Source organism: Nocardia sp. NPDC004654 (assembly GCF_040609595.1).
Classification (GTDB): Bacteria; Actinomycetota; Actinomycetes; order Mycobacteriales; family Mycobacteriaceae; genus Nocardia.
Genome location: NZ_JBEXKI010000003.1, coordinates 182,538 through 204,020 on the forward strand (window position 1 = coordinate 182,538; position 21,483 = coordinate 204,020).

Below are 21,483 nucleotides of genomic sequence, written 5' to 3' on the forward strand. Positions count from 1 at the left end.
GCTTTCGTTGTCGGAACGGTCAGGCGGTGCTTGCATCGAGATATGTTCACCGAGGCTCAGCTGTACTCGCCGGTCACCCGCAGCGGCGACGGCGACGTGACGGTGCATTTGAGCGATGAGCACCCCGGCGTGCACGACCCCGAGTACCGGGCGCGCCGCAACGCCATCGCCGCTCTCGCGCTGGCCTACCGGCCGGGCGAACCCGTACCCGAGATCGACTACACCGAGGAAGAACAACAGGTCTGGCGGATCGTCTCCGCCGAACTGGCTCGCAAACACCGCACCTACGCGTGCGCGGAAGTGCTGGCCGCCGCGTCCCGGCTCGACCTACCCGGCGACCACATCCCGCAACTCGACCAGGTGACAGCGGCACTCGCCCCGCTCACCGGCTTCCACTACATTCCCGCCGCCGGCCTGGTGCCGCTGCGCGAGTTCTTCGGCTCTTTCGCGGACCGGGTGTTCCACTCGACGCAGTACATCCGGCATCACTCCGCCCCGCTCTACACGCCCGAGCCCGACGCCATCCACGAGATCATCGGGCACGCCAACCAGATCGCCAGCCCCCGCTTCGCCGCCATCTACGAAACCGTCGGCGCGGCGGTCGCCCGGTTGACCACCGAGACGGCGCTGAAATTCCTGGCCGATGTGTTCTGGTTCTCGATGGAGTTCGGCGTCGTCCGCGAGGACGGCGAAATCCGCTGCTACGGGGCGGGTCTGCTGTCCTCCTACGGCGAGCTGGACGAGTTCCGGCGGGCCGAGCTGCGGCCGCTCGACGTGGTCGCGATGGGAACCGCCACCTACGACATCACCCACTACCAGCCGATTCTCTACTGCGCCGAGTCGGTTTCGGAGATCGAGGACGTGATCGGCGGCTTCTTCGCCGAGATGGACGACGACACTCCCCTGCGCGCGCTGCGCGAGCAGAAGCGGCCATCGGTGGCCGGGGCGAGCTGACGCGGTCAATCGACGGAAGGGTCCAGCGGCAGACCGGCGTCGAGGAAGTCCATCGCGCGACCGAGGTTGTCCGCGTTCACCGGCGCGCGCAACGAGATGGCGAGGCCCGCTCCGGCGATCGCACCGGCCGCCACACGGACCTCGAAATCGTCGGCGGGGCGGTCGAGGTATTCGGCGAGCAGCTCGGCGATCATCTCGATGCCGCGCTCGAGCTCGATGCCGATCGCCGCGCGCAGTTCCGGCACGTGGTAGAGCAGGGCTTGGCGCTCCTGCTCGAAGGCCAGTTCCTCGGGCGTCAGGGTGGCGAACGCCGTGTCCATCGCTTGCCGGAAGGCGAGAATCGGGGAAAGCCCGCGCGGCTGGCGGCGGATTTCATCGATCAGCACCGGGTCCAGGTCGTCGGCGATGACCAGCTGCTCCTTGGTCGGGAAGTAGCGGAAGAAGGTGCTCGGCGAGACGTCGGCCGCCGCGGCGATCTGCTCGATCGTGGTCTCCCCGTAGCCCTGCTCGCGGAACAGCCGGAAGGCCTCGGTGCGAATCGTCCGGCGGGTCCGCTCCTTCTTCCGTTCCCGCAATCCCGGCGCCGCGACACCCTCACCCGTTGACTCAACCGACATGCGTCGATTCTGACTCATCGAGCGCCGCCGCGGCGGCAGGTGCGTCGACCGGCTCCGGCGCGCGGCGCGGCAGCACCCACAGCGCCAGCGGCACCGACACCGCGCACAGGCCGGCGCAGACCCACAGCATCAGGCTCATCCCGCCGACGAAAGCCGATTGGACCTGCGCCAACGCGTCCGCGTTTCCGCTCGCCTTCGCTGCGGCCGCCCCGCCGCTCACGCCGTCGTCGTAGGGCGCGACGTTCAGCGCACCGAGTTCGGCGCGGTACCGGGTGACGAGCACGGTGCCGAGCAGGGCGACGCCGATGGTGCCCGCCGCCTGCCGCAACGCCTGCAGCAGCGCGGACCCGACGCCGCTGCGCGCGACGTCCAGATCGTCGATGGCGACCGACATCGCGACCGGCATGCCCATGCCCATGCCGACGCCGACCAGCGTGATCCAGCACGCGGTAAACCAGTAGGCGTTGTCCACGTCGGTCATCGCGCCCGAGCCGAGGCCGATGCCGAGCAGCACGAGCCCGACCGTGACCGCCACCCGCGCACCGGCTTTCGGCAGCAGCCGATCTCCCAGCCGCGCCCCGACCACCACGCCGCCGATCATCGGGAGCAGCCGCAGACCGCTGCCGAGCGCGTCGGCGCCGAGCACCTCCTGGTAGTACTGCGGCACGGTGAAGAACATGCCGAACATCGCGAAGGTGATCAGCACGGCGAACACGGAGCCCCAGCGGAAACCTCTGGCGCGGAACAATTCCAGGTCGATCAGCGCGTGCCGGGCGCGCCGCTGCCACAGCAGGAACGCCGCCATCGCGATCGCGCCCGAGGCGAGCAAGATCCAGGCCGCCGCGTCGCCCCAGCCCTCTTCGCCGAAGCGAATGAAACCGTAGGTGATACCGAGCATCCCGAGCATCGACAGCAACACACCGGGCAGATCGATCGGACGCCGTTCCGGATTGCGCGATTCCGGCACCAGCGCGGTCACCGCCGTCGCGGCGAGCACCACCATCGGCACGTTGATCAGGAAGACCGAACCCCACCAGAAGTTGTCGACCAGCCAGCCGCCGAGCACCGGACCCAGCGGCAGTCCGAGCGAGGTCGCGGTGACCCAGATCGACATGGCGCGGGCCCGTTCGTGCTGCTCGGGGAACAGCACCGGAAGCACCGCCATGGACAACGGCGTCATGGCCGCCGCGGCGATACCGAGCGCCACCCGCGCGGCGATCAACTGCCCCGAGGTGTCGGCGAAGGCGCAGGCGAGCGAAGCGAGACCGAACAAGACGAGCGCGGCGAGCAGGATCTTCTTGCGTCCGTACCGGTCGCCGAGCGCGCCCGCGGGCAGCATGAACGCCGCGAGCGTCAGCGTGTAAGCCGAGCTGAACCATTGCAGCGCACCGGTATTCGCGTGCAGGTCGACCGCGAGGGTGGGCAGCGCGACAGTCAGGACGGTCATATCGAGGCCGATGGTCAGCATGGCGAGTGCCAGCGCGCCGAGCGCGAGCCAGCGTCGGGTGTCCGCGTTCACGATCCCTCCGTAAATGGAAGTTACTACTTTTTGATAGTAACTACCATTTTATGGCGGCTGTCAATACTGTGCCCGGTATCCGGCCGACGCTCCGGCCGAGCGCCTGGCGCCGAAACTTCGTCCGGCTGCGCCTGTTAGGCGGACCTCGGCCTTCGCTCCGGCCAGCCACGGTCTGTTGGCCGACTCCGTCCGCCTGCGCCTATTAGGCTCGCTCCCGATGAGAATCCCGCATCCCCGCCACCGCGCCGCGCGCTGTCTCGCCGGTGCGCTCGCCGCCACCCTGCTCGGCGGCGCTTTCGCCGCACCGGCTTTCGCGGCGCCGACGACCACCACGACCGCCCCGTTCACCACCCCGAACACGGATAGCTGCCCGCAGAAGACCAAGCCGCCCGCGCCGATCGACACCTCCGAGGTGCCCGCGCCGGGTCAACCGACGCCCGGTCCGCTGGCGGTCCCCGTGCCTCCGGTGGGCGGGACCAGGATGGGCGAGTGCGGCGTGGTGCTGCCGAAGGGCGCGCCGCCTCCGCCGAAGGACATTTCCGCGACCGCGTGGGTGGTGTCGGATCTGGACACCGGCGAGGTGCTCGCGGCCAAGGACCCGCACGGGCGCTACCGGCCCGCCAGCACGATCAAGGTGCTGCTCGCCACCGTCGCGCTGCGCACGCTGCAGCTGGACACGGTGGTCACCGGAACCCAGGCGGACGCGGACGTCGACGGCACCCGCGTCGGCATCGGCCCCGGCGGCCGCTACACCAACCGGCAGCTCATGCAGGCGCTGATCATGGCCTCGGGCAACGACGCCGCGCACGCGATCGCCGCGCAGCTCGGCGGCGACGACGCCGCCGTGGCGAAGATGAACGAGCTGGCGAAATCGTTGTACGCCTTCGATACCCGCGCGGCGACGCCGTCCGGGCTGGACGGTCCCGGCATGAGCACATCGGCCTACGACCTGTCGCTGCTGTTCCGCGAGGCGATGACCATCCCGCTGTTCGCCGAGTTCATCCGCACCGAGCAGATCGAGTTCCCCGGCTATCCCAAGAATCCGAAGATCCCGGACGACGTCGACCACCCGGGCTTCGCCGTCGGCAACGACAACCATCTGCTGTTCAACTACGAGGGCGCGCTCGGCGGCAAGACCGGCTTCACCGACGACGCGCGGCAGACCTTCGTCGCGGCCGCACAGCGCGACGGGCGCAGGCTGGCCGTCGCCCTGTTGCAGGCCGAGGTGCGCCCGCTGCGGCCGTGGGAGCAGGCGGCCCGGCTGCTCGACTACGGTTTCGCGCTGCCCGCGGGCACCCAGGTCGGCATGCTGCCGAACCACAACTCGACGGACGCGAAATCCACGGCGGCCCTCGCTGCTCCGCCGGGCCCGGAGGGCGGCGACGTGCTCGCCAGCCCGCCGCACGAGCGCGACAACGCGGGCTTCCGCACGCTGCTGATGGTCGGCGGTATCGTGCTGATCCTGTTCCTGCTGCTCAAGGCACGGCGCATCAACCGCCAACGTCGCTGAGCGGATTCGGTTCCGGCGAGTCCGCTCAGCCCATCCCAGCCGCGTTGCTCAACGCGGAACGTCGACTGCCCACGGCGCTGGGCAGTTTCGATGCCGTCGCTCCGGCGAGTCCGATCAGCGCGGCCCATCCCCGCCGCGTACTTCAGCGCCGCCTGCGCAGGGTGGCCAACCCGAGGGCGGCGAGCGCGCCCGCGCCGAAGTAGGCCGCGCCGCGGCCGAACGGTCCGGCATTGTCGATCACGCGCGGCTGGATGACGGCCGGGGCGGGTGCGGGGGGCGCGACCTCGGGCTCGTTCTCGGAGGCGGTCGCGGCCCACGCGGTCGCGAACAGGATGATGCGGTAGGTGATGTAGCTGAACACCATCAGACCGATGATCGAACCGAAGGCCGCCCCTGCCGGACTGCGCAGCACGATCTGCAGGTAGATGGAGGCGACGAACTTGAAGATCTCGAAGGCGATCGCGGCGATCAGCGCGGCTTTAGCGGCGCTGGCCACCGTGACGGGCTCGCGGGGCAACCTGGCGATGATCCACGCGAACACCGCCCAGCTCGCCAGCAGCGCGAACAGGATCGACAGCAGCGTCAACAGCACCCGGGCGCCAGGTAGGTCGGCGAGGCCGTAGCGCTCGAGCAGCTGAGCGCCGAGGTTGCTCGACGCCAGCGCCGAAAGACCGAGCGACACCACGAAAGCCAGGCCGAGGCCGATCAGCGCACCGAGATCGGAGATCTTGGTGCGAATCCAGTTGCCCTCCTCGTGCTTCTGTTCCCACTGCTCGGTGAGCGCGGCGCGCAGGTTCGCCATCCAGCCGAGCCCGGTGTAGAGGCCGGCGAGCAGGCCGAGCACGCCGACCGTGCCGCGGGATCGGACCGCCTGGTCGATGAGATCGTTGAGCTGGGTGCCCAGCTCGCCGGGGATGGTCTCGACGATCTTGTCCTGAAGCTCTTGGAACAGTTCCTGATTGCCCGCGAGTACGAAGCCCGCGGCCGCGAACGCCACCATCAGCAACGGAAACAGCGACAGCACAGTGAAATACGTGATCCCGGCCGCGAAGTAGTCGCCACGCTGGCGCTGATAGCGGCCACCGGCCCGGATCAGATGGTCCAGCCAGGGCCGCGCCTGCACGCGGCGTTCGATCCCGGCCTTGATGTTGTCGATCGCCTGCACCTGCTCGCCCCTTCGACGCCTCCTGACGAACCCGGCCCGTCGGCTCCCCGCGCACGGCCGGAGCGAAGGCGGCGGTACGCCCTCGCAAGCGTCGTACCCGGGCTAGCGGGCCAGGAAACCCACCCGGTCGTAGACCTGTGCGAGAGTGTTGCCGGCGATCTCACGCGCCTGCTCCGCGCCGGCGGCGAGGATACGGTCGAGTTCGCCTTGATCCGCCAGATACTCTTCCACCTTGGCGCGCAAGGGCGTGACAAATTCCACCAGCGCGTCGGCGACATCGGATTTCAGGTCCCCGTAGCCCTTGCCCTCGAAATCCTTCTCCAGCGTGACGATCGGCGTTCCGGTCAGCGAGCTCAGGATCACCAGGAGATTGCTGACACCCGGTTTGGCGTCCGTGTCGTAGCGGATCTCGCGCTCGGTGTCGGTGACCGCCGAACGGACCTTCTTCGCGGTGATCTTCGGATCGTCGAGCAGGTTGATCAGACCCGCGTCGGTGGCGGCCGACTTGCTCATCTTGGCGGTCGGGTCCTGCAGGTCGTAGATCTTCGCGGTGCCCTTGACGATGTGCGCCTCCGGCACGACGAAGGTCTTCTTGTAGCGGGTGTTGAAGCGCTGCGCCAGGTTTCGGGTCAGCTCGAGATGCTGGCGCTGATCCTCGCCGACCGGCACCTGGTGCGGGCGGTAGAGCAGGATGTCGGCGGCCATCAACACCGGGTAGGTGAACAGGCCGACGGTCGCGTTCTCCGCACCCTGCCGGACCGACTTGTCCTTGAACTGCGTCATCCTGCTGGCCTCGCCGAAACCGGTGATGCAGCTGAGGACCCAGGCCAGCTCGGCGTGCTCGGGCACCTGGCTCTGCACGAACAGCGTCGACTTCTTGGGGTCGATACCGATCGCCAGCAGCTGCGCCGCGGCGGCCCGTGTCCGCGCCCGCAGTTGCTTCGGGTCGTGCGCGACGGTGATGGCGTGCATGTCCGGGATGAAGTACAGCGCGTCGTAGTCGTCCTGCAAGGTCACCCAGTACTGCAGCGCCCCAAGGTAGTTGCCCAGGTGGAACGAGGAGCTGGTCGGCTGGATCCCGGACAGCACACGCTGCTTACGCTCGGCGGCCGGGGCTGGTGCGGGACTCGACATGCCTCCGATCTTCCCATGTGAGTCCAGGGGAATTTCTAGCCGCCCAGTTGCGCGGGTCGACGCCGGGCATGCTCGGTCGCCCGGTCCGCGCCAGCGCGCGCTCCCGCTCGGAGACCAGCCGGTAGACCGGGCCGCTCGGACCGGCGAGCGTGCCGCGCAGCACCCTCGGTGCCAGCGGCGGCGCGAAATGCGCCGTGCGCACGCCGCGGGCCAGCGCGCGGAAGGCGAGTTCGTCGGCCATCCCCCAGCGCATGCCGTACATCGCCCGAACGCGCGGCGGCAGACTGCCTTGCACCAGCAGGAAGAACGCCGATGTGACCTGGTGCAACGGGGCACGCTGCGGATACGGGACACGCTGACCGGCCAGGTACGAGCCGACCAACCGGGCCTCCTCGGTGAGGAACAGCTCGTCGGAGGCGAGGTAGCCGTCGAAGAAGTCGCGGAAGGCCGGGTAGTCGGCGGGCGCGGCCGAGCGCGGCATGCCGAACAGCTCGCCCCAACGCACATAGTCCTGGTACAGCCCCTCCCGCTCGCCGTCGGTCAGCTTGCGGACCAGCAGGTCGTACATCACTTCGGCGGAGTCGAAGGTGAACGCCATGGTCATGAACATCAGGTGCGGATCGAGGGCCGAGTACGGGGTGCCCGCGGGATGGTGTGGCCCGGCGTCCTCGGGCAGCTCGCCGACGACCTTGGCGTGCTTCTTCGTGGTGAACGCCAGCGCCCGATCCGCCTCCTCCTTGCTGCCGAGGAAGACGGCCTCGAACAGCTTGCCGGTGAGCGCGAGCCGGGTGTAGGGCGTATCGCGGTGCTCGGTGTTCTCCGCGGTCCCGACGTAGAGCCGAGGGTGCACGGCCCCGACCACGAGCGCGCGCTGACCGTAGGTGAGGCCGACCGCGCGCTTGCTCATGACGCGCCGCGCCATCGAGTTGGCGGCGAAGTATCCCGGCGTGGACGAGCGTGCGGACATCGTTGTCTCCTCATCGAAAGACCCGGCATACACCGGGACCCACGGCATCTGGCAATAGAATCCTCCAGATTTCTCATTGTGGCAAGGACCACTACCAGAATCGTTGCCGTGCCAGAATCGAGCTGTGACAGCGCAGCGGACCTACGGCGGCGTCTCCGCCGACCAGCGCAGGGCACAGCGCCGCACGGCCCTGCTGGACGCGGCGCTCGAGATCGTCGGCACCCAGGGCATCGCCAAGCTGACCGTCTCCGGCCTGTGCGCGCAGGCCGGGCTCAACGAGCGCTACTACTACGAGAACTTCGACAGCCGCGACGCCGTGCTGACCGCGCTGACCGACCGGATCGCCGAGGAACTGGCCGTCGCCATCCTCGGCGGCCTGCGCGACGCGCCGGACGACTCGCGGGCCAAGGCGCATTCGGCCATCGCCGCTGGCATCCACCTGCTCACCGACGATCCGCGCAAGGCCAAGGTCGCGCTGATCGCGGGCATGGCGACGCCGGAGCTGCGGGCCCGCACCACCGAGACCATCCGGGTATTCGCGCGTATGGTCGCGGCGGAGGGCATCGACTTCTACGGCATCACCGAGCCGGAACCGGATCCGGCCATCTTCTTCCGCGCGACCTACCTGGTCGGCGGGCTGGTGCAGACGCTGACCACGTGGCTTCAGGGCGATCTGCCGCTCAGCAAAGAGGAACTCATCGAGCACACCACGGATGTGTTCGTCCTGCTCGGCGAGGATCTGGCGCGCCGCCTCGGCTGATCGGCCCGAGACCGACCGACGAGGCCGTGGCCGGTGACCACGCCGTAGCCGTACAGCGCGGCGGGGAGGTCACCCGGCCTGCGCCCAAGAGCCCCGAGAACACGCGGATGAGGTGCCCCCGGATCAACCCAAGGACAGCGGAACGAACTCACCCGAGGGTGGGGCGCCCTGGTACACCACGCGGAACGCGACATCGCGCCGCGCCCAGTAACCCGCGCAGTCGCGCATCGCCTCTTCGAACCAGTCTCGCTCGTCGGGTTGATCGGCGAGCAGCGCGGCCGCGTCCCGCACCACCACCACGTAGCCGCTCGCGTTGCCGACGAAATCGTCCAGGTCGCGCAGGCATTCGTCGAAGGCGTCCTTGTTCGCGCCGAAGTAGTACGGGAACTGGAACGCCGCGGCCCACTCGTCGAACACGCCCGCCGTGCCGCGCATCTTGGGCCCGCGCAGCTCGCGCACCAGGTAGCCCGCGGGCGCGCGGTAACGCACCTCGCTCAGCTCCGGCGCGTCGACAGGGAGCGCGCCGAGCACCGGCGTGGACGGGCCGCCGAGGACGGCGGGCGCGCCGTCTGGGGTGCGGGCGAGGAATCGCGAGAGCGGAACCGGGCGGGTCATCAGCGCATCCTCGTGAAGGTCTCGTAGTGGTCGCCGGTGTACCACGCCGTGCCGTCGCTGCCGGTCACGATGCGTTCGGCGTCGCGGGAGCGATTGCGCTGCTTGGGATTGACGTCCCACTCCCGATAGGTGATCGACCTGCCCGCCGCGTCGGTGCGCGGCAGCGTGCCCTCACGATTCATCCACCGTTCGCCGCCCTTGGTGCCGGGCGCGTTCGCCGAATCCGGCCAGCGGCCCGCGTCGATCTCGGCCAGCGTCACGTAGGCGCGGTCAGGGACGCCTTGCGCCCGGCTCGGCGCCGTGCTTGTGGTCGCCGCGATGGCAGAGGTGGCGGGCGAACGCTCGGGACCGTTACTGGCGGGCGAGCGCGCCGGGCCGTTCGTAGCAGTCGCGATGGTGCCTGTAGTGGCCGAGCCCGCGGTGCGGTCGGTGTCGGAGCCGCCGCGCAGAGCGAGCACCGCCACCAGCAACACCACCGCCACCGCGCCGAGCGCCGCGAGCGCCCGAATCACCTTGCCGGACATGCCCGCACCTCACATACGCTCGACGCTCCGCGTGCGGCACGCAAGCACATGATTCGCTCACTCCGTTCGGTCACCGGTACTGCACCGTCACCGGCGCGTGGTCGGACCAGCGCTGATCGTAGGCGGCGGCCCGCTCGACAACGGCCTGCTTGGCGCGGCCGGGCAGCTCGCCGCGGGCCATCTGGTAGTCGATGCGCCAACCGGAGTCGTTGTCGAAGGCGCGGCCGCGGTAGGACCACCAGCTGTACGGACCGTCCACGCCCGGATGCAGCTGACGCACCACATCGACGTAGCCCGCGGCGATCAGCTCATCGATCCAGGCGCGTTCCTCGGGCAGGAATCCGGCCGACTTCAGATTGCCCTTCCAGTTCTTCAGGTCGCGTTCGGTGTGCGCGATGTTCCAGTCGCCGCCGACCACGAATTCGCCGGTGCGGGTCTTCAGGTAGGCACCGAACTCGGCCATGAAGCGGTACTTCTCGTCTTGGCGTGGGGTACCCGCGTCGCCGGAGTGCACGTAGACGCTGGCGACGGTCAGCTCGTCGAAGTCGGCCTCGAGGTAGCGCCCGGAAGCATCGAACTCGGCGCTGCCGAATCCGACGCGCACGGCCTTCGGCTCGCGCCTGGAGAGGATGCCGACACCGGCCCGGCCCTTGGCCCCCGGCTCGGCGTGCGCCAGCCACCAGCCGTCGGCCAGCGCGGGGGCGAGTGCGGCGCGGGTCTGCTCGTCGGTGGCGCGGGTCTCCTGTAGGCAGACGATGTCGGCCTCGGTGGCGGCGAGCCACTCGAGCATGCCCTTACCCGTGGCCGCTCGGACGCCGTTTACGTTGACACAAGAGATGATGTAGGGCACCCGACGACCGTACAATGCTGGTCAGAGATATCGCCCCCGGACACCGCCGTCCAGGAAGGGGTGCTGACGATGACGTCCGACACCTCCAAGTCCCCGGCCGCCCCGCGTTCCAGCCGAGCGCGAACCGCACGCGCGGCCGACAAACCCGGACCGGTCAAGGCCCTGCACCTGGGTTCCGGCGATCCGCTGCTGCTGTTGCACGGATTCATGCTCTCGCCGCACTGCTGGGAACGCACCGCGGACCGGTTGTCCTCGGCCTGCGAGGTGTACGCGCCCGCGCTTCCCGGGCACTGGGGCGGCCCGCCCTCCGAGGGCTGGCACACCGACGTGTCCGTGCTGGCCGACGGGATCGAGGCCCAGCTCGACGAATTGGGTTGGCGCACCTGCCACATCGCGGGCAACTCGCTCGGCGCCTGGGTGGGGGTGGAACTCGCCCGCCGCGGCCGGGCCCGCACGTTGACGCTCATCGCGCCCGCCGGTGGCTGGAACGTCCCCTCGATCACTCAGTTCCGGGTCGGCCTGAAGTTCCTCTCGCTGGTCCCGCTCGTACGGATCGGCAGGCGGCTCGGCGACTTCGCCACCGACAACTTCATTCCGCAGCGGTTCGCGCTGTTCCTGCTGAGCAAGCAGGCTTCGGCGGTGCCGCGCCGCGAGATCGCGAACGTCCTGCGCGCCGCGCTGAACTGCACGGCGATGGTGCCGATGATCGCGGGCGGCCTGCGCGCCCCGGCCCTCGCCGACCTGTCCGACCTGCCCACGCCGGTCCGCTTGCTGCTCGCCGAGTACGACCGCATCATCCCGAACCGCGTCTACGCCCGCCGCTACCTGAAGGAACTCCCCGACTCCGCCGACCGCATCCTCGTCAACGGCGTCGGCCACGTCCCCATGCTGGAAGCCCCCGACCGCATAGCCACCCTCATCGCCGAACACGTCTACGCCAGCCGCACCCACCTCCGCGCCGTGTGAATCTCACACATCCTGTGCACGCCTCACATAGGCGGTGCCTATGTGAGGCGTGCGGTAGGGGTGTGGGAGCGTCAGCGGCCGAGGAGGGCCTTGGCGATGTGGGTTACTTGGATTTCGTTGGAGCCCGCGTAGATCATCAGGGATTTGGCGTCGCGGGCTAGTTGTTCGACGCGGTATTCGGTCATGTAGCCGTTGCCGCCGAAGAGTTGGACGGCTTCCATGGCCACGTCGGTGGCGGCTTCGGAGCAGTAGAGCTTCATCGCGGAGGCTTCGGCGAGGGTCGGCGGTTTGCCCGCGCGACCGCGCTCGAGCGCGTTGAACACCATGTTCTGCACGTTGATCCTGGCGATCTCCATCTTGGCCAGCTTGAGCTGGACCAGCTGGAAGCGCCCGATCTCCTGACCCCACAGCTTGCGGCTCTTGGCGTACTCGACGCAGAGCCGGTGGCATTCGTTGATGATGCCCAGCGCCATGAACGCCACCCCGATGCGTTCGGCGGTGAAGCTGGAGCGCGCGGACTCGCGACCGTCGCCGCCCTTGTGCTCCTCTGTCTCGCCGAGCAGCCGGTCCCGGCCGAGGCGGACGTTGTCGAAGAACAGCTCGCCGGTCGGCGAGGCGTGCAGGCCCATCTTCTTGAACGGCTTGCCCTGGGTAAGCCCCTCCATGCCCTTGTCGAGGACGAAGGTCAGCACCTTACGCTCACGCTTGTCGGCACCGGTGCCCTCCTCCAGCTTCGCGTACACGATCATCACGTCGGCGAAGGGACCGTTGGTGATGAAGGTCTTCTGGCCGTTGAGGATGTAGTCCTCACCGTCGCGCTTGACGTAGGTCTTCATCCCGCCGAACGCGTCCGAGCCCGAGTCCGGTTCGGTGATCGCCCAGGACGCGACCTTCTTCATCGTCACGATGTCGGCGAGCCACCGCTCCTTCTGCGCCAGCGTGCCGCGCGACATGATGGTGGTCGCGCCCAGCCCGATGCTGACGCCCATCGCGGTCACCAAACCCATACAGACACCGGACAATTCGCCGATCAGCACCGCCATCAGCGACTCCTGCCCGCTGAACGGGCTACCGCCGGAAGACTTCTTCTTCTCCGGCGCGGGCTCCCCCGCCGCGACCGCGGCTTCCCTGGACCGCTGTTTGGCGAGCATCTTCTCGACCGCGTCGCCGCCCATCGCGTCGATCCCGAACTCGCTGAACAGCTTTCGGATGATCGGATACGGCAGCATCTCGCCGGTGTCGAGCGCGTCCAGGTTCGGCCGGATCTCCTTGTCGATGAAGGTGCGCACCGCGTCGCGGATCATCAGATCGGTCTCGGACCATTCGAACATCGTCGTTCTCCTTTCTGGCGGCCCAACCTCAGGGCAGCCGGGCGGCGATGTCGTCGATCAGCCAGGGGCCCTCGGTCTCGATCGTCTTGACGTCGTGCCAGCCGCCCAACTCGGAGATGGCGCCGCCCTGCACCGCGAACACCTTGCCGGTGATCGGGCACTTGTCCGAAGCCAAGTATGCGACCAACGGGGAGATATTGGCGGGGCTGAAGGCATCGAATCCGCCCGCTTCCTCAGCCGCCTCCGCCTCGGCCGCCATCATCTCGCCCATGCCCGGCGTGGCGAGGGTGAGCCGGGTCCGCGCGATGGGCGCGATGGCGTTCACCCGCACGCCGTAGCGGGCCAGCTCGTCGGCGGCGACCAGCGTCAGCGCGGCGATGCCCGCCTTGGCCGCGCCGTAGTTGGCCTGACCGGCGTTCGGGATGGTGGTGCCCGAGGCGGACGCGGTGTTGATCACCGCCGCGTTGGGCTGATTGCCCGCCTTGCTCTGCTCTTTCCAGTAGGCGGCCGCGTGGTGCAGCACCGCGGCGTGGCCCTTGAGGTGCACCGCGATCACGGCGTCCCACTGGGCTTCGTCCATGCCCGCGACGAACGCGTCACGCAGGATGCCCGCGTTGTTGACCACGATGTCCAGGCCGCCCAGCTCCGAGACCGCCTGCTGGACCAGGTTGGGCGCGCCCTCCCAGGAGGCGATGTTGTCGGTGTTGGCGACCGCCTTGCCGCCCGCCGCGACGATCTCCTCGACCACCTGCTGCGCAGGCCCGGAATCGGTGCCCTCGCCCGCGTTGCTGCCGCCGAGGTCGTTGACGACGACGTGCGCGCCCTCGCTCGCGAACAGCAGCGCGTGCTCGCGGCCGATCCCCCGGCCCGCGCCGGTGATGACGGCGACCTTTCCTTCCAATGCGCCCATGTGTGCGTCTCCTGTGTGGTGCTCCCGCCCGATCGGACGAGGGTGTGATGAATGGGGTACCGGCACGCGACCGAACGCCGCGGGCCGATCGGGTCAGTCGGCGATCTCGGCGAGGCCGTCGCTGAGCACGACGTCCGTGCCGCGCACCGTCTCGAAGGCGTAGGTGGTGACGCCGTCGGCGGCGCCCACCTTCCAGATCCGGGTCTCCAGGTCGTCGCCGGGGAAGACCATCTTGGCGAAGCGCACCGCGAAACGGCGCAGCCGATGCACATCCGAGCCCGCCGCCTCGGTGAGCACCGCCCACGACGCGAAGGCCATGGTGCACAGGCCGTGCGCGATGATGCCTGGCAGTCCGGCGTCCTTGGCGACCTGCTCGTCCAGGTGCAGCGGCACCGGATCGCCGGAAGCCGGTGCGTAGCGGAAAGTTTGGTCGTCGTCGACGTGCTGCGGCACGACGGCGAACGGCTCGGTTCCACGCAGCGACTCGTCGAACTTGTGCGGCGGCGCGGCCTGTCCGACGGACTTGCTCGCGTCGATGTTGCGAAAGAACGCGGTCAGGTATTGCTCGTTGACCAGTTCCCCGTCCTCGTCGCGACATTCGACGAGGATGGTGATCGTGCTGCCGTTGGACTTGCTCGCGTAGCCCACCGCTTTCGCGCGGGTGACCAGCTCGTCACCGGGCCGGATCGCACGGTGGAAGTGAAAGTCCTGCTCGCCGTGCACTACTCGGCCGAAGATGTCCATCGGCGCCACGTCGATCACCGGCATCATCATGGCCTCGAAGACCGGGACGATGCCGAACACCGGCGAGGCCACCTCGCCCGCACGGTGCGCCGCGATGGGATCGTTGGTGGCCGCGGCGTATTCGGCGATCCGTTCCGAGGTCACCTCGAAACGCTCGTCGTCACACCAGGTTTCCAGACCCGCGTCGTCGAATTCGACGACGCGGGCGGCGGTGGTTTCCGCTGTCATCGCGACGCCTTACGCCGAGGCCAGCGCGTCGAGCTGGTCGAGCGACTTGTCCAGCTGCTTGATGCCGTCCTTCTCGACCGCCTTGCCGAGCGCGCCCTTGATCAGCGCGCCTTCGAAGTCGCCGGACACCACGATGGTGCTGCCCGCGCCCTTTGGCTGGATGTCGAAGGTGAATTCGGTTTTCACGCCGGCCATTCCGGTGCCGCCGAGGGTCAGCTTGTTCGGCGCCTCGACCGCCTTGATGGTCCACTCCAGCTTGTTCGCCATGCCGAGCATGACGATCTTGGCGACCAGCTTGGACCCCTCGGCCAAGACGGTGGGCGGCTCCTCCATGAAGCGCTCGTGGATGGTGAACCACTTGTCCCAGGTCTGCGGGTCGGAGACGACCGCCCACAGCGCTTCCGGGGTGGCGTCGACATCCTTGGTTGCTTCGATGTGTCCCATGATCTCTCCTGTCGGGGAATGGTTTTCGGATCAGCGATCGGCGCGCTGGTAGGCGGTCACGACCGCGGCGCCGCCGAGGCCGATGTTGTGCTGGAGCGCGGCGGTGACGCCCTCGACCTGACGCTTGTCGGCCGCGCCGCGCAGCTGCCAGGTGAGTTCGGAGCACTGCGCAAGACCGGTGGCGCCCAGCGGATGCCCCTTGGAGATCAGGCCGCCGGAGGGGTTGACGACCCACTTGCCGCCGTAGGTCGTCTGGTTCTCGTCGATGAGCTTGCCCGCCTCGCCCGGGCCGCACAGGCCGAGCGCCTCGTAGAGCAGCAGCTCGTTGGCGGAGAAGCAGTCGTGCAGCTCGATGACCTGGAAGTCCTCGGGGCCGAGGTTCGCCTGGCGGTAGACCTGCCGCGCGGCTTGCACATTCATGTCGAAGCCGATCAGGTTCTTCGCGGTGCCGTCGAAGGTGGAACCGAAGTCGGTGGTCATCGCCTGGCCGACGATCTCGACGGCCTGCCCGGCGAGGTCGTGGGAGTTCACGAAGTCCTCGCTCGCCAGGATCACCGCGCCGGAACCGTCGGAGGTCGGCGAGCACTGCAACTTGGTGAGCGGGTCGTAGATCATCCGCGCGCCGAGGATGTCGTCGAGGGTGTACTCGTCCTGGAACTGGGAGTACGGGTTGTTCACCGAGTGCTTGTGGTTCTTGTAGCCGATCTTGGCGAAGTGCTCGGCGGTGGTGCCGTATTCCTTCATGTGCTCGCGACCCGCCGCGCCGAACATCCACGGCGCGACCGGGAAGAGCACCTCGGAGATCTCGGCCAGCGCCATGATGTGCTTGGCCATCGGCTGCTCGCGATCGTCCCAGGTGGAACCGAGCGAGCCGGGCTGCATCTTCTCGAAGCCCAACGCCAGCGTGCAGTCGGCGAGCCCGCCGCGGATGGCCTGCGCCGCGAGGTACAGCGCGGTGGAACCGGTCGAGCAGTTGTTGTTGACGTTGACCACCGGAATGCCGGTCATGCCGAGCTCGTAGACCGCGCGCTGCCCGGAGGTGGATTCGCCGTAGACGTAGCCGACGTAGGCCTGCTGCACCTCGCGGTAGTCGATGCCCGCGTCGGCGAGCGCTTTGGTACCCGACTCCCGCGCCATGTCCGGGTAATCCCAGTCGGTGCCGTCCTCGTTCTTGCGACGGCCCGGCTTCTCGAACTTCGTCATGCCGACGCCGACGACGTAAACCCTGTTCGCCATCGAACTCCTTACTTCGTGCCTGCCCGCGCCGTGGTGTGCACCGGCGGTGCGGGCGGCGGACATCAGCGTCCGATCCGAACGGATCGAGCTGAAACAAACATACAAAGCTGTATGTAATGATGCAAGGGTCCTGTGCTAGTTCGGATCAATTCAGCTTTATTCGCAGGTCAGAGTGGCATTGACAGACATACAACTAGTTGTGTATCTGGAGCCACCCGCCGCTGAGATGTAGGCGGTTACGCCCGATGGATGTTTTCGGGACGGGAGCACGTACGCCGCGCCAGACCCGGCCAACGGCGGCGCAATCCTCGGCGCTTCCCCGGCACCGCCGAGCAGGCGGCCGATCCCGGCTCGCGGTACCGCTGCCCACCGCGAAGTTTTCGGCCCGCAAAGCGGTTCGAGACCGAGCCCACGGTCACAGCGATCGCCGTCAGCGGCAACGGCAGCACCGACACTGCGGCCGCACCGACGCCGCACGAAGCGCCGACGGCGGTCGGCACTCAGCCCGCAGCAGTCAGCCAGCGGGCGTCAGCAAGCCTCGGTAACAGCGTGATTCGTATGCGACTCGACGCCATTGCGATGCCGCACTGCCACATCGGCCGAACTCGACCACATCGCGCGCTCCGCAGCGCCTCGTCGACTGCCGGTCGGATTGGGACCCCGTCCCGTATCGCCTCGCCTCATCGACCGCCGGTCGGACTGGGACCACGTCCCGTATCGCCTCGCCGCGTCGATAGTCATCGGAGACTCGGCGTCGCGGCCGCTGTGTTTCACAGCGTTCGCCGCCAGCGGGAATCAGCGGATTCGCCATGCGGCCATAGCCTCCAGCGAGGCGTCAGCGACCCCGCGAGCGCTCGTCATTCACTCCGCGGCACGAGGCTCGCCGTCGCGGCGGCCCGCAGGTTCGCGGACGCGCGACCCCAGCGACGGCGGGCGCGGTCGGTATCCGGCTCGATGAAGTTCGAGATGAGGATGCCGCGCAGGGCGTCCATGGCGGTGTAGACGAAATCGCGAGCGTCCTTGCGGCGCATCTCGTCCGGGACGAATCGGGCCACCGCCATCAGCACCGCGTTGTTCACGAACGGCTCGACCTTCTCCATGGCCGAGGCGAGCACCGGGTCGGTCCGGCCCGCGACCCACAGTTCGACGGTCGCGATGAACAGCGGACCCTGGTGCAGTTCCCACAGGAAGTCCAACGCCGCGGCGACCGGGTCGGCGCCGCTTTCGACCTTGGCCATTTCCCGCATCGCGGTCTCCGCGCGGCGCTGGGCCAGGTGACTGATCGCGGCGACGACGAGATCGTTCTTGGATCCGAAGTGATGCACCTGCGCCCCGCGCGTGACGCCCGCGCGCTCGGCGACCCGCGGCGTCGTCGTCCCCGCGTAGCCGTATTCGACCAGGCAGTCGATGGTGGCGTCGAGCAACCGCACGCGCATCTCGCTGCTGCGCTGTTCCTGGGTTCGGCGCTGCGGCTTGTCGGCGGCGGTCCTGGTCATTCCGACGATTCTACACTTACATACAGATCTGTATGTTCTGGCGTGCGACGCCGACCGACCAGCACCGTCACGGCGAAGAGCAGCGTACCGATCACCGCGAGACCCGCCCCGACGGCGGCGGGCGCGGTGTACCCGAGACCCGCCGCGATGACCACACCGCCGAGCCACGCGCCCGCGGCGTTGGCGATGTTCAAGGCCGCGTGATTGAGCGCGGCGGCGAGGGTTTGGGCGTCGGCGGCGACGTCCATCAGTCGGGTCTGTAGCCCGGGCGCGAGCGCCGCGCCGGTCGCGCCGACCAGGAACGCGCCCGCTGCGGCGGTGAACGGATTGTGCGCCGCGGCGACGAAACCGGCGAGCACGACGGCCATCGCGATCATCGCGAGGAAGACGGCACGGTCCACACCGCGATCGGCGAGCACGCCACCGACGATGTTGCCCGCCACCATGCCGAGCCCGAACAGCATCAGCACCAGCGGCACGAAGCCCAGCGACATGCCTGCCACGTCGGTGAGGGTGGTGGTGATGTAGGTGTAGACGGCGAACATGCCGCCGAAGCCGACGGCGCCGACCGCCAAGGTCAGCAGCACCTGCGAGCGACGCAGCGCGCCGAGTTCGGTCCGGGGATCGGTGGTCCTGACGCCGGTGAGCTCCGGCACGAAACGGGCGAGCGCCGCGACCGTCGCGAGGCCGATCACCGCGACCACCACGAAGGCGTCCCGCCACCCGAGATGCTGGCCGAGCCAGGTGGCGGCGGGAACGCCGACAACATTGGCGGCGCTCAGCCCCAGCATAACGGCGGCAACAGCTTTGGCTCGCTGCCCGGCGGGCGCGAGGGTGGCCGCGGCCAGCGAGGCGACGCCGAAGTACGCCCCGTGCGGCAGACCGGAGACGAAGCGCGCCACGACCAGGCTCTCGAAGCTCGGCGCCACCACAGTTGCCGCGTTGCCCACGCTGAACGCGATCATCAACGCGATGAGCAGCCGCTTGCGCGGAACCCGTGCGCACAGCGCGGCAAGTACCGGCGCGCCGATCACCACGCCGAGCGCGTAGGCGGACACGGCGTGTCCCGCGGTCGGTTCCGAGACGTGCATGGCCTGCGCGATGTCGGGCAGCAAACCCATGGTGACGAACTCGGTCGTGCCGATGCCGAAGCCGCCGAGCGCGAGCGCGAGCATCGCGGGGATATGCCAATTGGTCCGCGCTTGGCCGGGCGGAGCTGGCAGAGGGGTGGCTACCTGACTGGTCACGCCTTCATGTAACCGGCGCGCGCGTCCGATCGCTCCCCGAGCCGAGGTGAGTTCGGCCACCGCCCGCTGTGGTATCAGTCCAGCTCACACGGCGTCGCCCTACGCCCCCAGAGTCACCGACAGCCATTCTGGCCACGGGAATCTGTCAGGCGATCGGCTCCCGGCGCGCGAAGGTTCGCCGGTATTCGGCGGGTGTCACGCCGACCACGGACGCGAAATGGCGGCGCAGATTCGTCGCGGTCCCCAGTCCGGACAGGCGGCTGATCCGCTCGATATTGAAGTCAGTGGTCTCCAACAGCGACTGGGCGTGCGCGAGGCGCTGGTTGAGCAACCACTGCATCGGGGTGGCTCCGGTGGAGCGGTGCAGGCGGCGGTGGAAGGTGCGCGGGCTCATATTGGCCTTGGCCGCCAGGGTATCGACGGTCAGCGGCTCGTCGAGGTGCTCGACGGCCCATTGCAGCACCACGCCGAGATCGTCCGCGGCACGCGCGGGAACGTTCCGGTCGACGTACTGCGCCTGACCCCCGGACCGGTGCGGCGGGATCACCATACGGCGCGCGAGCTGGTTGGCCACCTCGGCTCCCAGGTCGCGGCGGACGAGGTGCAGGCACAGATCCACTGCCGCGGTCATGCCCGCGCTGGTGAGCACGTCGCCGTCGTCGACGTAGAGCACGGAGTCGTCGACCTCGATGTTCGGGAAGCGCTTCGCCAGCATCTCGGCGTGCGCCCAGTGCGCGGTGACCCGCCTGCCGTCGAGCAGACCCGCCGCCGCGAGCGCGAAGGTGCCGTCGCAGAGGGCGACCATGCGCGCGCCGCGGCGATGCGCGGCGGCCAGTGCCTCCAGCAGCTCGGGTGGCAGTTCGCGTTCGGCGGTCACGCATTCGTGCGCCACCGAGGGCACGATCACGGTGTCGGCGGTGAGCAGGTCGTCGAATCCGTGCTCGGCGCGCAGGAACGCGCCGAAGCCGATCGGCTGGGTCTGCTGGTCCGGGGCCACCGCGCACACCTTCAGCTCGTACCAGGGGTCGGCCAGATCGGGCTGCGGTGTGCCGAAAATCGAAGCGACGACGCCCAATTCGTAGAGATCCCACGGGTGCAGCGCGCCGGGCGCGATGGCCATGGCGACGGTTCGACCGGTCATGCCCGCGCCTCGCCGACGCTCGGCTTCGGTCCGCGCCCCGCGCGCTGGCACATGAATCGCTCGCTCATACCTTGAGTATGGCAGCAATCGTTCGATAGGCGGCAGTTCTGCCACTCACTCCTCGGCGGCTCTGTCGCGAAGACTGGTCGACGGGCGCCCACCCGACAGAACGACACGACGGAGGAATCATGAGCAAGACATCGGTCACCGTGCTGGGTCTCGGGCGGATGGGCGCGGCGATCGCCGAGGTCTTCCTGCGCAACGGCCATCCGACCACGGTGTGGAATCGAACGCAGGGCAAGGCGATTCACCTCGACGAGCTCGGCGCACGGCGCGCGGACGACGCCGCCGAGGCGGTCGCGGCGAGCGAACTGATCGTCACCGTGCTCGCCGACACGGCGGCCGCCGGGGAGCAGCTCGTGCCACTCGGCGCGACGCTGCGCGGGCGGACGGTGCTGAACGTGGCCACCGGCCGCCCCGACACCGCGCGCGAGCTGGCCGAACGGCTCGCCGAGCACGGTGCGCGCTTCCTGGACGGCGGCATCTTCGGCGTCCCGCAGACGGTGGGCACGCCCGATACGCTGCTCGTCTACAGCGGCGAGTCCAGCGCGCAGGCCGAATTCGCCGAGGTCCTAGCGGAATTGGGCGCGACCGAGTACGTCGGCGCGGACCCGGGCCTCGCGGCGCTGCACGACATGGCGGTGCTCGGCGGGATGTACGGGCTGTTCGGCGGCTTCTTCCAGGCGACGGCGATGGTGCACACCGAGCGGGTCTCCGCGGTCGATTTCACCGACACGTTCCTGGTGCCCTGGCTGCGCGCGCTGCTCGACATGCTGCCGACGCTGGCCGCCGAGATCGACTCGCGGGAGTTCCCGGTGAACTTCTCCGATCTCGCGGTCAACGCGGCCGGTCTCGCGGACATCCGCACGACCAGCCGGAACCAAGGCGTGGCGACGGATCTGCTCGATCCGCTGCAGCGGCTGTTCGACGCCGAGGTCGAACGTGGGCACGGGGCAGCCAGCTTCACCAGGGCGTTCGCCGGTCTGCTCGACGCACCTGTGCCTTCCGGCAACTGACTGCAGCGCAATCGGCGCTCGTCCGACACGGACGGCGTTTCCGCGCGCG

At 68.8% G+C, this 21,483-nt stretch carries 21 protein-coding genes and 1 pseudogene; 5 read left to right on the top strand and 17 right to left on the bottom strand.

Going from position 1 to position 21,483, the window contains the following annotated elements; translation table 11 throughout:
• Positions 1-42: 42 nt before the first annotated feature.
• Positions 43-954: a phenylalanine 4-monooxygenase gene (locus ABZV58_RS11105; RefSeq protein WP_355000010.1), complete on the top strand. Its 912-nt coding sequence runs from the start codon at positions 43-45 to the stop codon at positions 952-954.
• Positions 955-959: 5 nt separating this feature from the next.
• Here the strand turns inward: ABZV58_RS11105 and ABZV58_RS11110 are convergent, their stop codons facing one another.
• Together ABZV58_RS11110 and ABZV58_RS11115 are read right to left on the bottom strand one after the other, a co-directional pair.
• Positions 960-1,571 carry a TetR family transcriptional regulator gene (locus ABZV58_RS11110; protein ID WP_355000011.1) on the bottom strand — a complete coding sequence of 204 codons (612 nt, stop codon included), beginning with the start codon at positions 1,569-1,571 and terminating at the stop codon, positions 960-962.
• Positions 1,561-3,039 (bottom strand): MFS transporter, encoded by a 1,479-nt coding sequence (locus tag ABZV58_RS11115; RefSeq protein WP_355000532.1) that lies wholly within the window; start codon positions 3,037-3,039, stop codon positions 1,561-1,563. Before ABZV58_RS11115 ends, ABZV58_RS11110 begins: the two co-directional genes overlap by 11 nt.
• Before the next feature lie 268 nt (positions 3,040-3,307).
• On the opposite strand from ABZV58_RS11115, the gene ABZV58_RS11120 reads away from it, so the two are divergent.
• Positions 3,308-4,600 carry a D-alanyl-D-alanine carboxypeptidase family protein gene (locus ABZV58_RS11120; RefSeq protein WP_355000012.1) on the top strand — a complete coding sequence of 431 codons (1,293 nt, stop codon included), beginning with the start codon at positions 3,308-3,310 and terminating at the stop codon, positions 4,598-4,600.
• 142 nt (positions 4,601-4,742) lie between these two features.
• Here ABZV58_RS11120 and yhjD read toward each other — a convergent pair whose 3' ends face one another.
• The 3 genes from yhjD to ABZV58_RS11135 all read right to left on the bottom strand — a co-directional run bounded on the left by yhjD (position 4,743) and on the right by ABZV58_RS11135 (position 7,866).
• A complete protein-coding gene (gene yhjD, locus ABZV58_RS11125; RefSeq protein ID WP_355000013.1) occupies positions 4,743-5,765 on the bottom strand; it encodes an inner membrane protein YhjD in 1,023 nt (340 codons plus the stop codon).
• Between the two features lie 102 nt (positions 5,766-5,867).
• Positions 5,868-6,899 carry a tryptophan--tRNA ligase gene (trpS, locus tag ABZV58_RS11130; protein ID WP_355000014.1) on the bottom strand — a complete coding sequence of 344 codons (1,032 nt, stop codon included), beginning with the start codon at positions 6,897-6,899 and terminating at the stop codon, positions 5,868-5,870.
• A complete protein-coding gene (locus ABZV58_RS11135) occupies positions 6,862-7,866 on the bottom strand; it encodes an oxygenase MpaB family protein (protein WP_355000015.1) in 1,005 nt (334 codons plus the stop codon). Before ABZV58_RS11135 ends, trpS begins: the two co-directional genes overlap by 38 nt.
• Before the next feature lie 124 nt (positions 7,867-7,990).
• Here ABZV58_RS11135 and ABZV58_RS11140 point away from each other — a divergent pair, with 124 nt between their 5' ends.
• Positions 7,991-8,626 (top strand): TetR/AcrR family transcriptional regulator, encoded by a 636-nt coding sequence (locus ABZV58_RS11140; RefSeq protein WP_355000016.1) that lies wholly within the window; start codon positions 7,991-7,993, stop codon positions 8,624-8,626.
• A gap of 11 nt (positions 8,627-8,637) precedes the next feature.
• Here ABZV58_RS11140 and ABZV58_RS11145 read toward each other — a convergent pair.
• The 4 genes and pseudogenes from ABZV58_RS11145 to ABZV58_RS11160 form a co-directional block, all read right to left on the bottom strand.
• Positions 8,638-8,754: pseudogene (locus tag ABZV58_RS11145) on the bottom strand (hypothetical protein); the annotation flags it as partial.
• The gene (locus ABZV58_RS11150; RefSeq protein ID WP_355000017.1) at positions 8,750-9,241 is read right to left on the bottom strand and encodes a barstar family protein; all 492 of its coding nucleotides are present in this window, start codon (positions 9,239-9,241) and stop codon (positions 8,750-8,752) included. The gene ABZV58_RS11150 and the pseudogene ABZV58_RS11145, both read right to left, overlap by 5 nt.
• Complete coding sequence (locus ABZV58_RS11155) at positions 9,241-9,765, bottom strand: ribonuclease domain-containing protein (RefSeq protein ID WP_355000018.1); 525 nt, start codon at positions 9,763-9,765, stop codon at positions 9,241-9,243. The genes ABZV58_RS11150 and ABZV58_RS11155 overlap by 1 nt, the downstream gene beginning before the upstream one ends.
• A gap of 70 nt (positions 9,766-9,835) precedes the next feature.
• Positions 9,836-10,615: an exodeoxyribonuclease III gene (locus ABZV58_RS11160; protein WP_355000019.1), complete on the bottom strand. Its 780-nt coding sequence runs from the start codon at positions 10,613-10,615 to the stop codon at positions 9,836-9,838.
• 69 nt (positions 10,616-10,684) lie between these two features.
• Here ABZV58_RS11160 and ABZV58_RS11165 point away from each other — a divergent pair, with 69 nt between their 5' ends.
• Positions 10,685-11,581 (top strand): alpha/beta fold hydrolase, encoded by an 897-nt coding sequence (locus ABZV58_RS11165; protein WP_355000020.1) that lies wholly within the window; start codon positions 10,685-10,687, stop codon positions 11,579-11,581.
• A 71-nt stretch (positions 11,582-11,652) separates the two neighbouring features.
• On the opposite strand, the gene ABZV58_RS11170 is transcribed toward ABZV58_RS11165, so the two are convergent.
• The 8 genes from ABZV58_RS11170 to ABZV58_RS11205 form a co-directional block, all read right to left on the bottom strand.
• Complete coding sequence (locus tag ABZV58_RS11170; protein ID WP_355000021.1) at positions 11,653-12,912, bottom strand: acyl-CoA dehydrogenase family protein; 1,260 nt, start codon at positions 12,910-12,912, stop codon at positions 11,653-11,655.
• A gap of 28 nt (positions 12,913-12,940) precedes the next feature.
• A complete protein-coding gene (locus tag ABZV58_RS11175) occupies positions 12,941-13,822 on the bottom strand; it encodes an SDR family oxidoreductase (protein ID WP_355000022.1) in 882 nt (293 codons plus the stop codon).
• Positions 13,823-13,915: 93 nt separating this feature from the next.
• A complete protein-coding gene (locus tag ABZV58_RS11180; protein WP_355000023.1) occupies positions 13,916-14,794 on the bottom strand; it encodes a MaoC/PaaZ C-terminal domain-containing protein in 879 nt (292 codons plus the stop codon).
• A 9-nt stretch (positions 14,795-14,803) separates the two neighbouring features.
• Entirely contained in the window at positions 14,804-15,238 is a 435-nt protein-coding gene (locus ABZV58_RS11185) for an SRPBCC family protein (RefSeq protein WP_355000024.1), read from the bottom strand.
• A gap of 30 nt (positions 15,239-15,268) precedes the next feature.
• Entirely contained in the window at positions 15,269-16,537 is a 1,269-nt protein-coding gene (locus ABZV58_RS11190) for a lipid-transfer protein (RefSeq protein ID WP_355000025.1), read from the bottom strand.
• Between the two features lie 794 nt (positions 16,538-17,331).
• Positions 17,332-17,970: a helix-turn-helix domain-containing protein gene (locus ABZV58_RS11195; RefSeq protein ID WP_355000026.1), complete on the bottom strand. Its 639-nt coding sequence runs from the start codon at positions 17,968-17,970 to the stop codon at positions 17,332-17,334.
• Entirely contained in the window at positions 17,967-19,145 is a 1,179-nt protein-coding gene (locus ABZV58_RS11200) for an MFS transporter (protein ID WP_355000533.1), read from the bottom strand. Before ABZV58_RS11200 ends, ABZV58_RS11195 begins: the two co-directional genes overlap by 4 nt.
• A gap of 217 nt (positions 19,146-19,362) precedes the next feature.
• Complete coding sequence (locus ABZV58_RS11205) at positions 19,363-20,358, bottom strand: helix-turn-helix domain-containing protein (protein WP_355000027.1); 996 nt, start codon at positions 20,356-20,358, stop codon at positions 19,363-19,365.
• Positions 20,359-20,465: 107 nt separating this feature from the next.
• Here ABZV58_RS11205 and ABZV58_RS11210 point away from each other — a divergent pair, with 107 nt between their 5' ends.
• Positions 20,466-21,434, top strand: coding sequence for an NAD(P)-binding domain-containing protein (locus ABZV58_RS11210; protein ID WP_355000534.1), 969 nt, complete (start codon positions 20,466-20,468; stop codon positions 21,432-21,434).
• The last annotated feature ends 49 nt before the right edge of the window (positions 21,435-21,483 follow it).

What these genes read in the sequence shown, in the direction of transcription:
- ABZV58_RS11135 (WP_355000015.1), bottom strand. Translation starts at nt 7,866, where the DNA reads ATGTCCGCACGCTCGTCCACGCCGGGATACTTCGCCGCCAACTCGATG.
- ABZV58_RS11150 (WP_355000017.1), bottom strand. Translation starts at nt 9,241, where the DNA reads ATGACCCGCCCGGTTCCGCTCTCGCGATTCCTCGCCCGCACCCCAGAC.
- ABZV58_RS11120 (WP_355000012.1), top strand. Translation starts at nt 3,308, where the DNA reads ATGAGAATCCCGCATCCCCGCCACCGCGCCGCGCGCTGTCTCGCCGGT.
- ABZV58_RS11175 (WP_355000022.1), bottom strand. Translation starts at nt 13,822, where the DNA reads ATGGGCGCATTGGAAGGAAAGGTCGCCGTCATCACCGGCGCGGGCCGG.
- ABZV58_RS11110 (WP_355000011.1), bottom strand. Translation starts at nt 1,571, where the DNA reads ATGTCGGTTGAGTCAACGGGTGAGGGTGTCGCGGCGCCGGGATTGCGG.
- ABZV58_RS11195 (WP_355000026.1), bottom strand. Translation starts at nt 17,970, where the DNA reads ATGACCAGGACCGCCGCCGACAAGCCGCAGCGCCGAACCCAGGAACAG.
- ABZV58_RS11185 (WP_355000024.1), bottom strand. Translation starts at nt 15,238, where the DNA reads ATGGGACACATCGAAGCAACCAAGGATGTCGACGCCACCCCGGAAGCG.
- ABZV58_RS11200 (WP_355000533.1), bottom strand. Translation starts at nt 19,145, where the DNA reads ATGCTCGCGCTCGCGCTCGGCGGCTTCGGCATCGGCACGACCGAGTTC.
- ABZV58_RS11105 (WP_355000010.1), top strand. Translation starts at nt 43, where the DNA reads ATGTTCACCGAGGCTCAGCTGTACTCGCCGGTCACCCGCAGCGGCGAC.
- ABZV58_RS11115 (WP_355000532.1), bottom strand. Translation starts at nt 3,039, where the DNA reads ATGCTGACCATCGGCCTCGATATGACCGTCCTGACTGTCGCGCTGCCC.
- ABZV58_RS11165 (WP_355000020.1), top strand. Translation starts at nt 10,685, where the DNA reads ATGACGTCCGACACCTCCAAGTCCCCGGCCGCCCCGCGTTCCAGCCGA.
- ABZV58_RS11205 (WP_355000027.1), bottom strand. Translation starts at nt 20,358, where the DNA reads ATGACCGGTCGAACCGTCGCCATGGCCATCGCGCCCGGCGCGCTGCAC.
- ABZV58_RS11180 (WP_355000023.1), bottom strand. Translation starts at nt 14,794, where the DNA reads ATGACAGCGGAAACCACCGCCGCCCGCGTCGTCGAATTCGACGACGCG.
- ABZV58_RS11190 (WP_355000025.1), bottom strand. Translation starts at nt 16,537, where the DNA reads ATGTCCGCCGCCCGCACCGCCGGTGCACACCACGGCGCGGGCAGGCAC.
- trpS (WP_355000014.1), bottom strand. Translation starts at nt 6,899, where the DNA reads ATGTCGAGTCCCGCACCAGCCCCGGCCGCCGAGCGTAAGCAGCGTGTG.
- ABZV58_RS11155 (WP_355000018.1), bottom strand. Translation starts at nt 9,765, where the DNA reads ATGTCCGGCAAGGTGATTCGGGCGCTCGCGGCGCTCGGCGCGGTGGCG.
- ABZV58_RS11170 (WP_355000021.1), bottom strand. Translation starts at nt 12,912, where the DNA reads ATGTTCGAATGGTCCGAGACCGATCTGATGATCCGCGACGCGGTGCGC.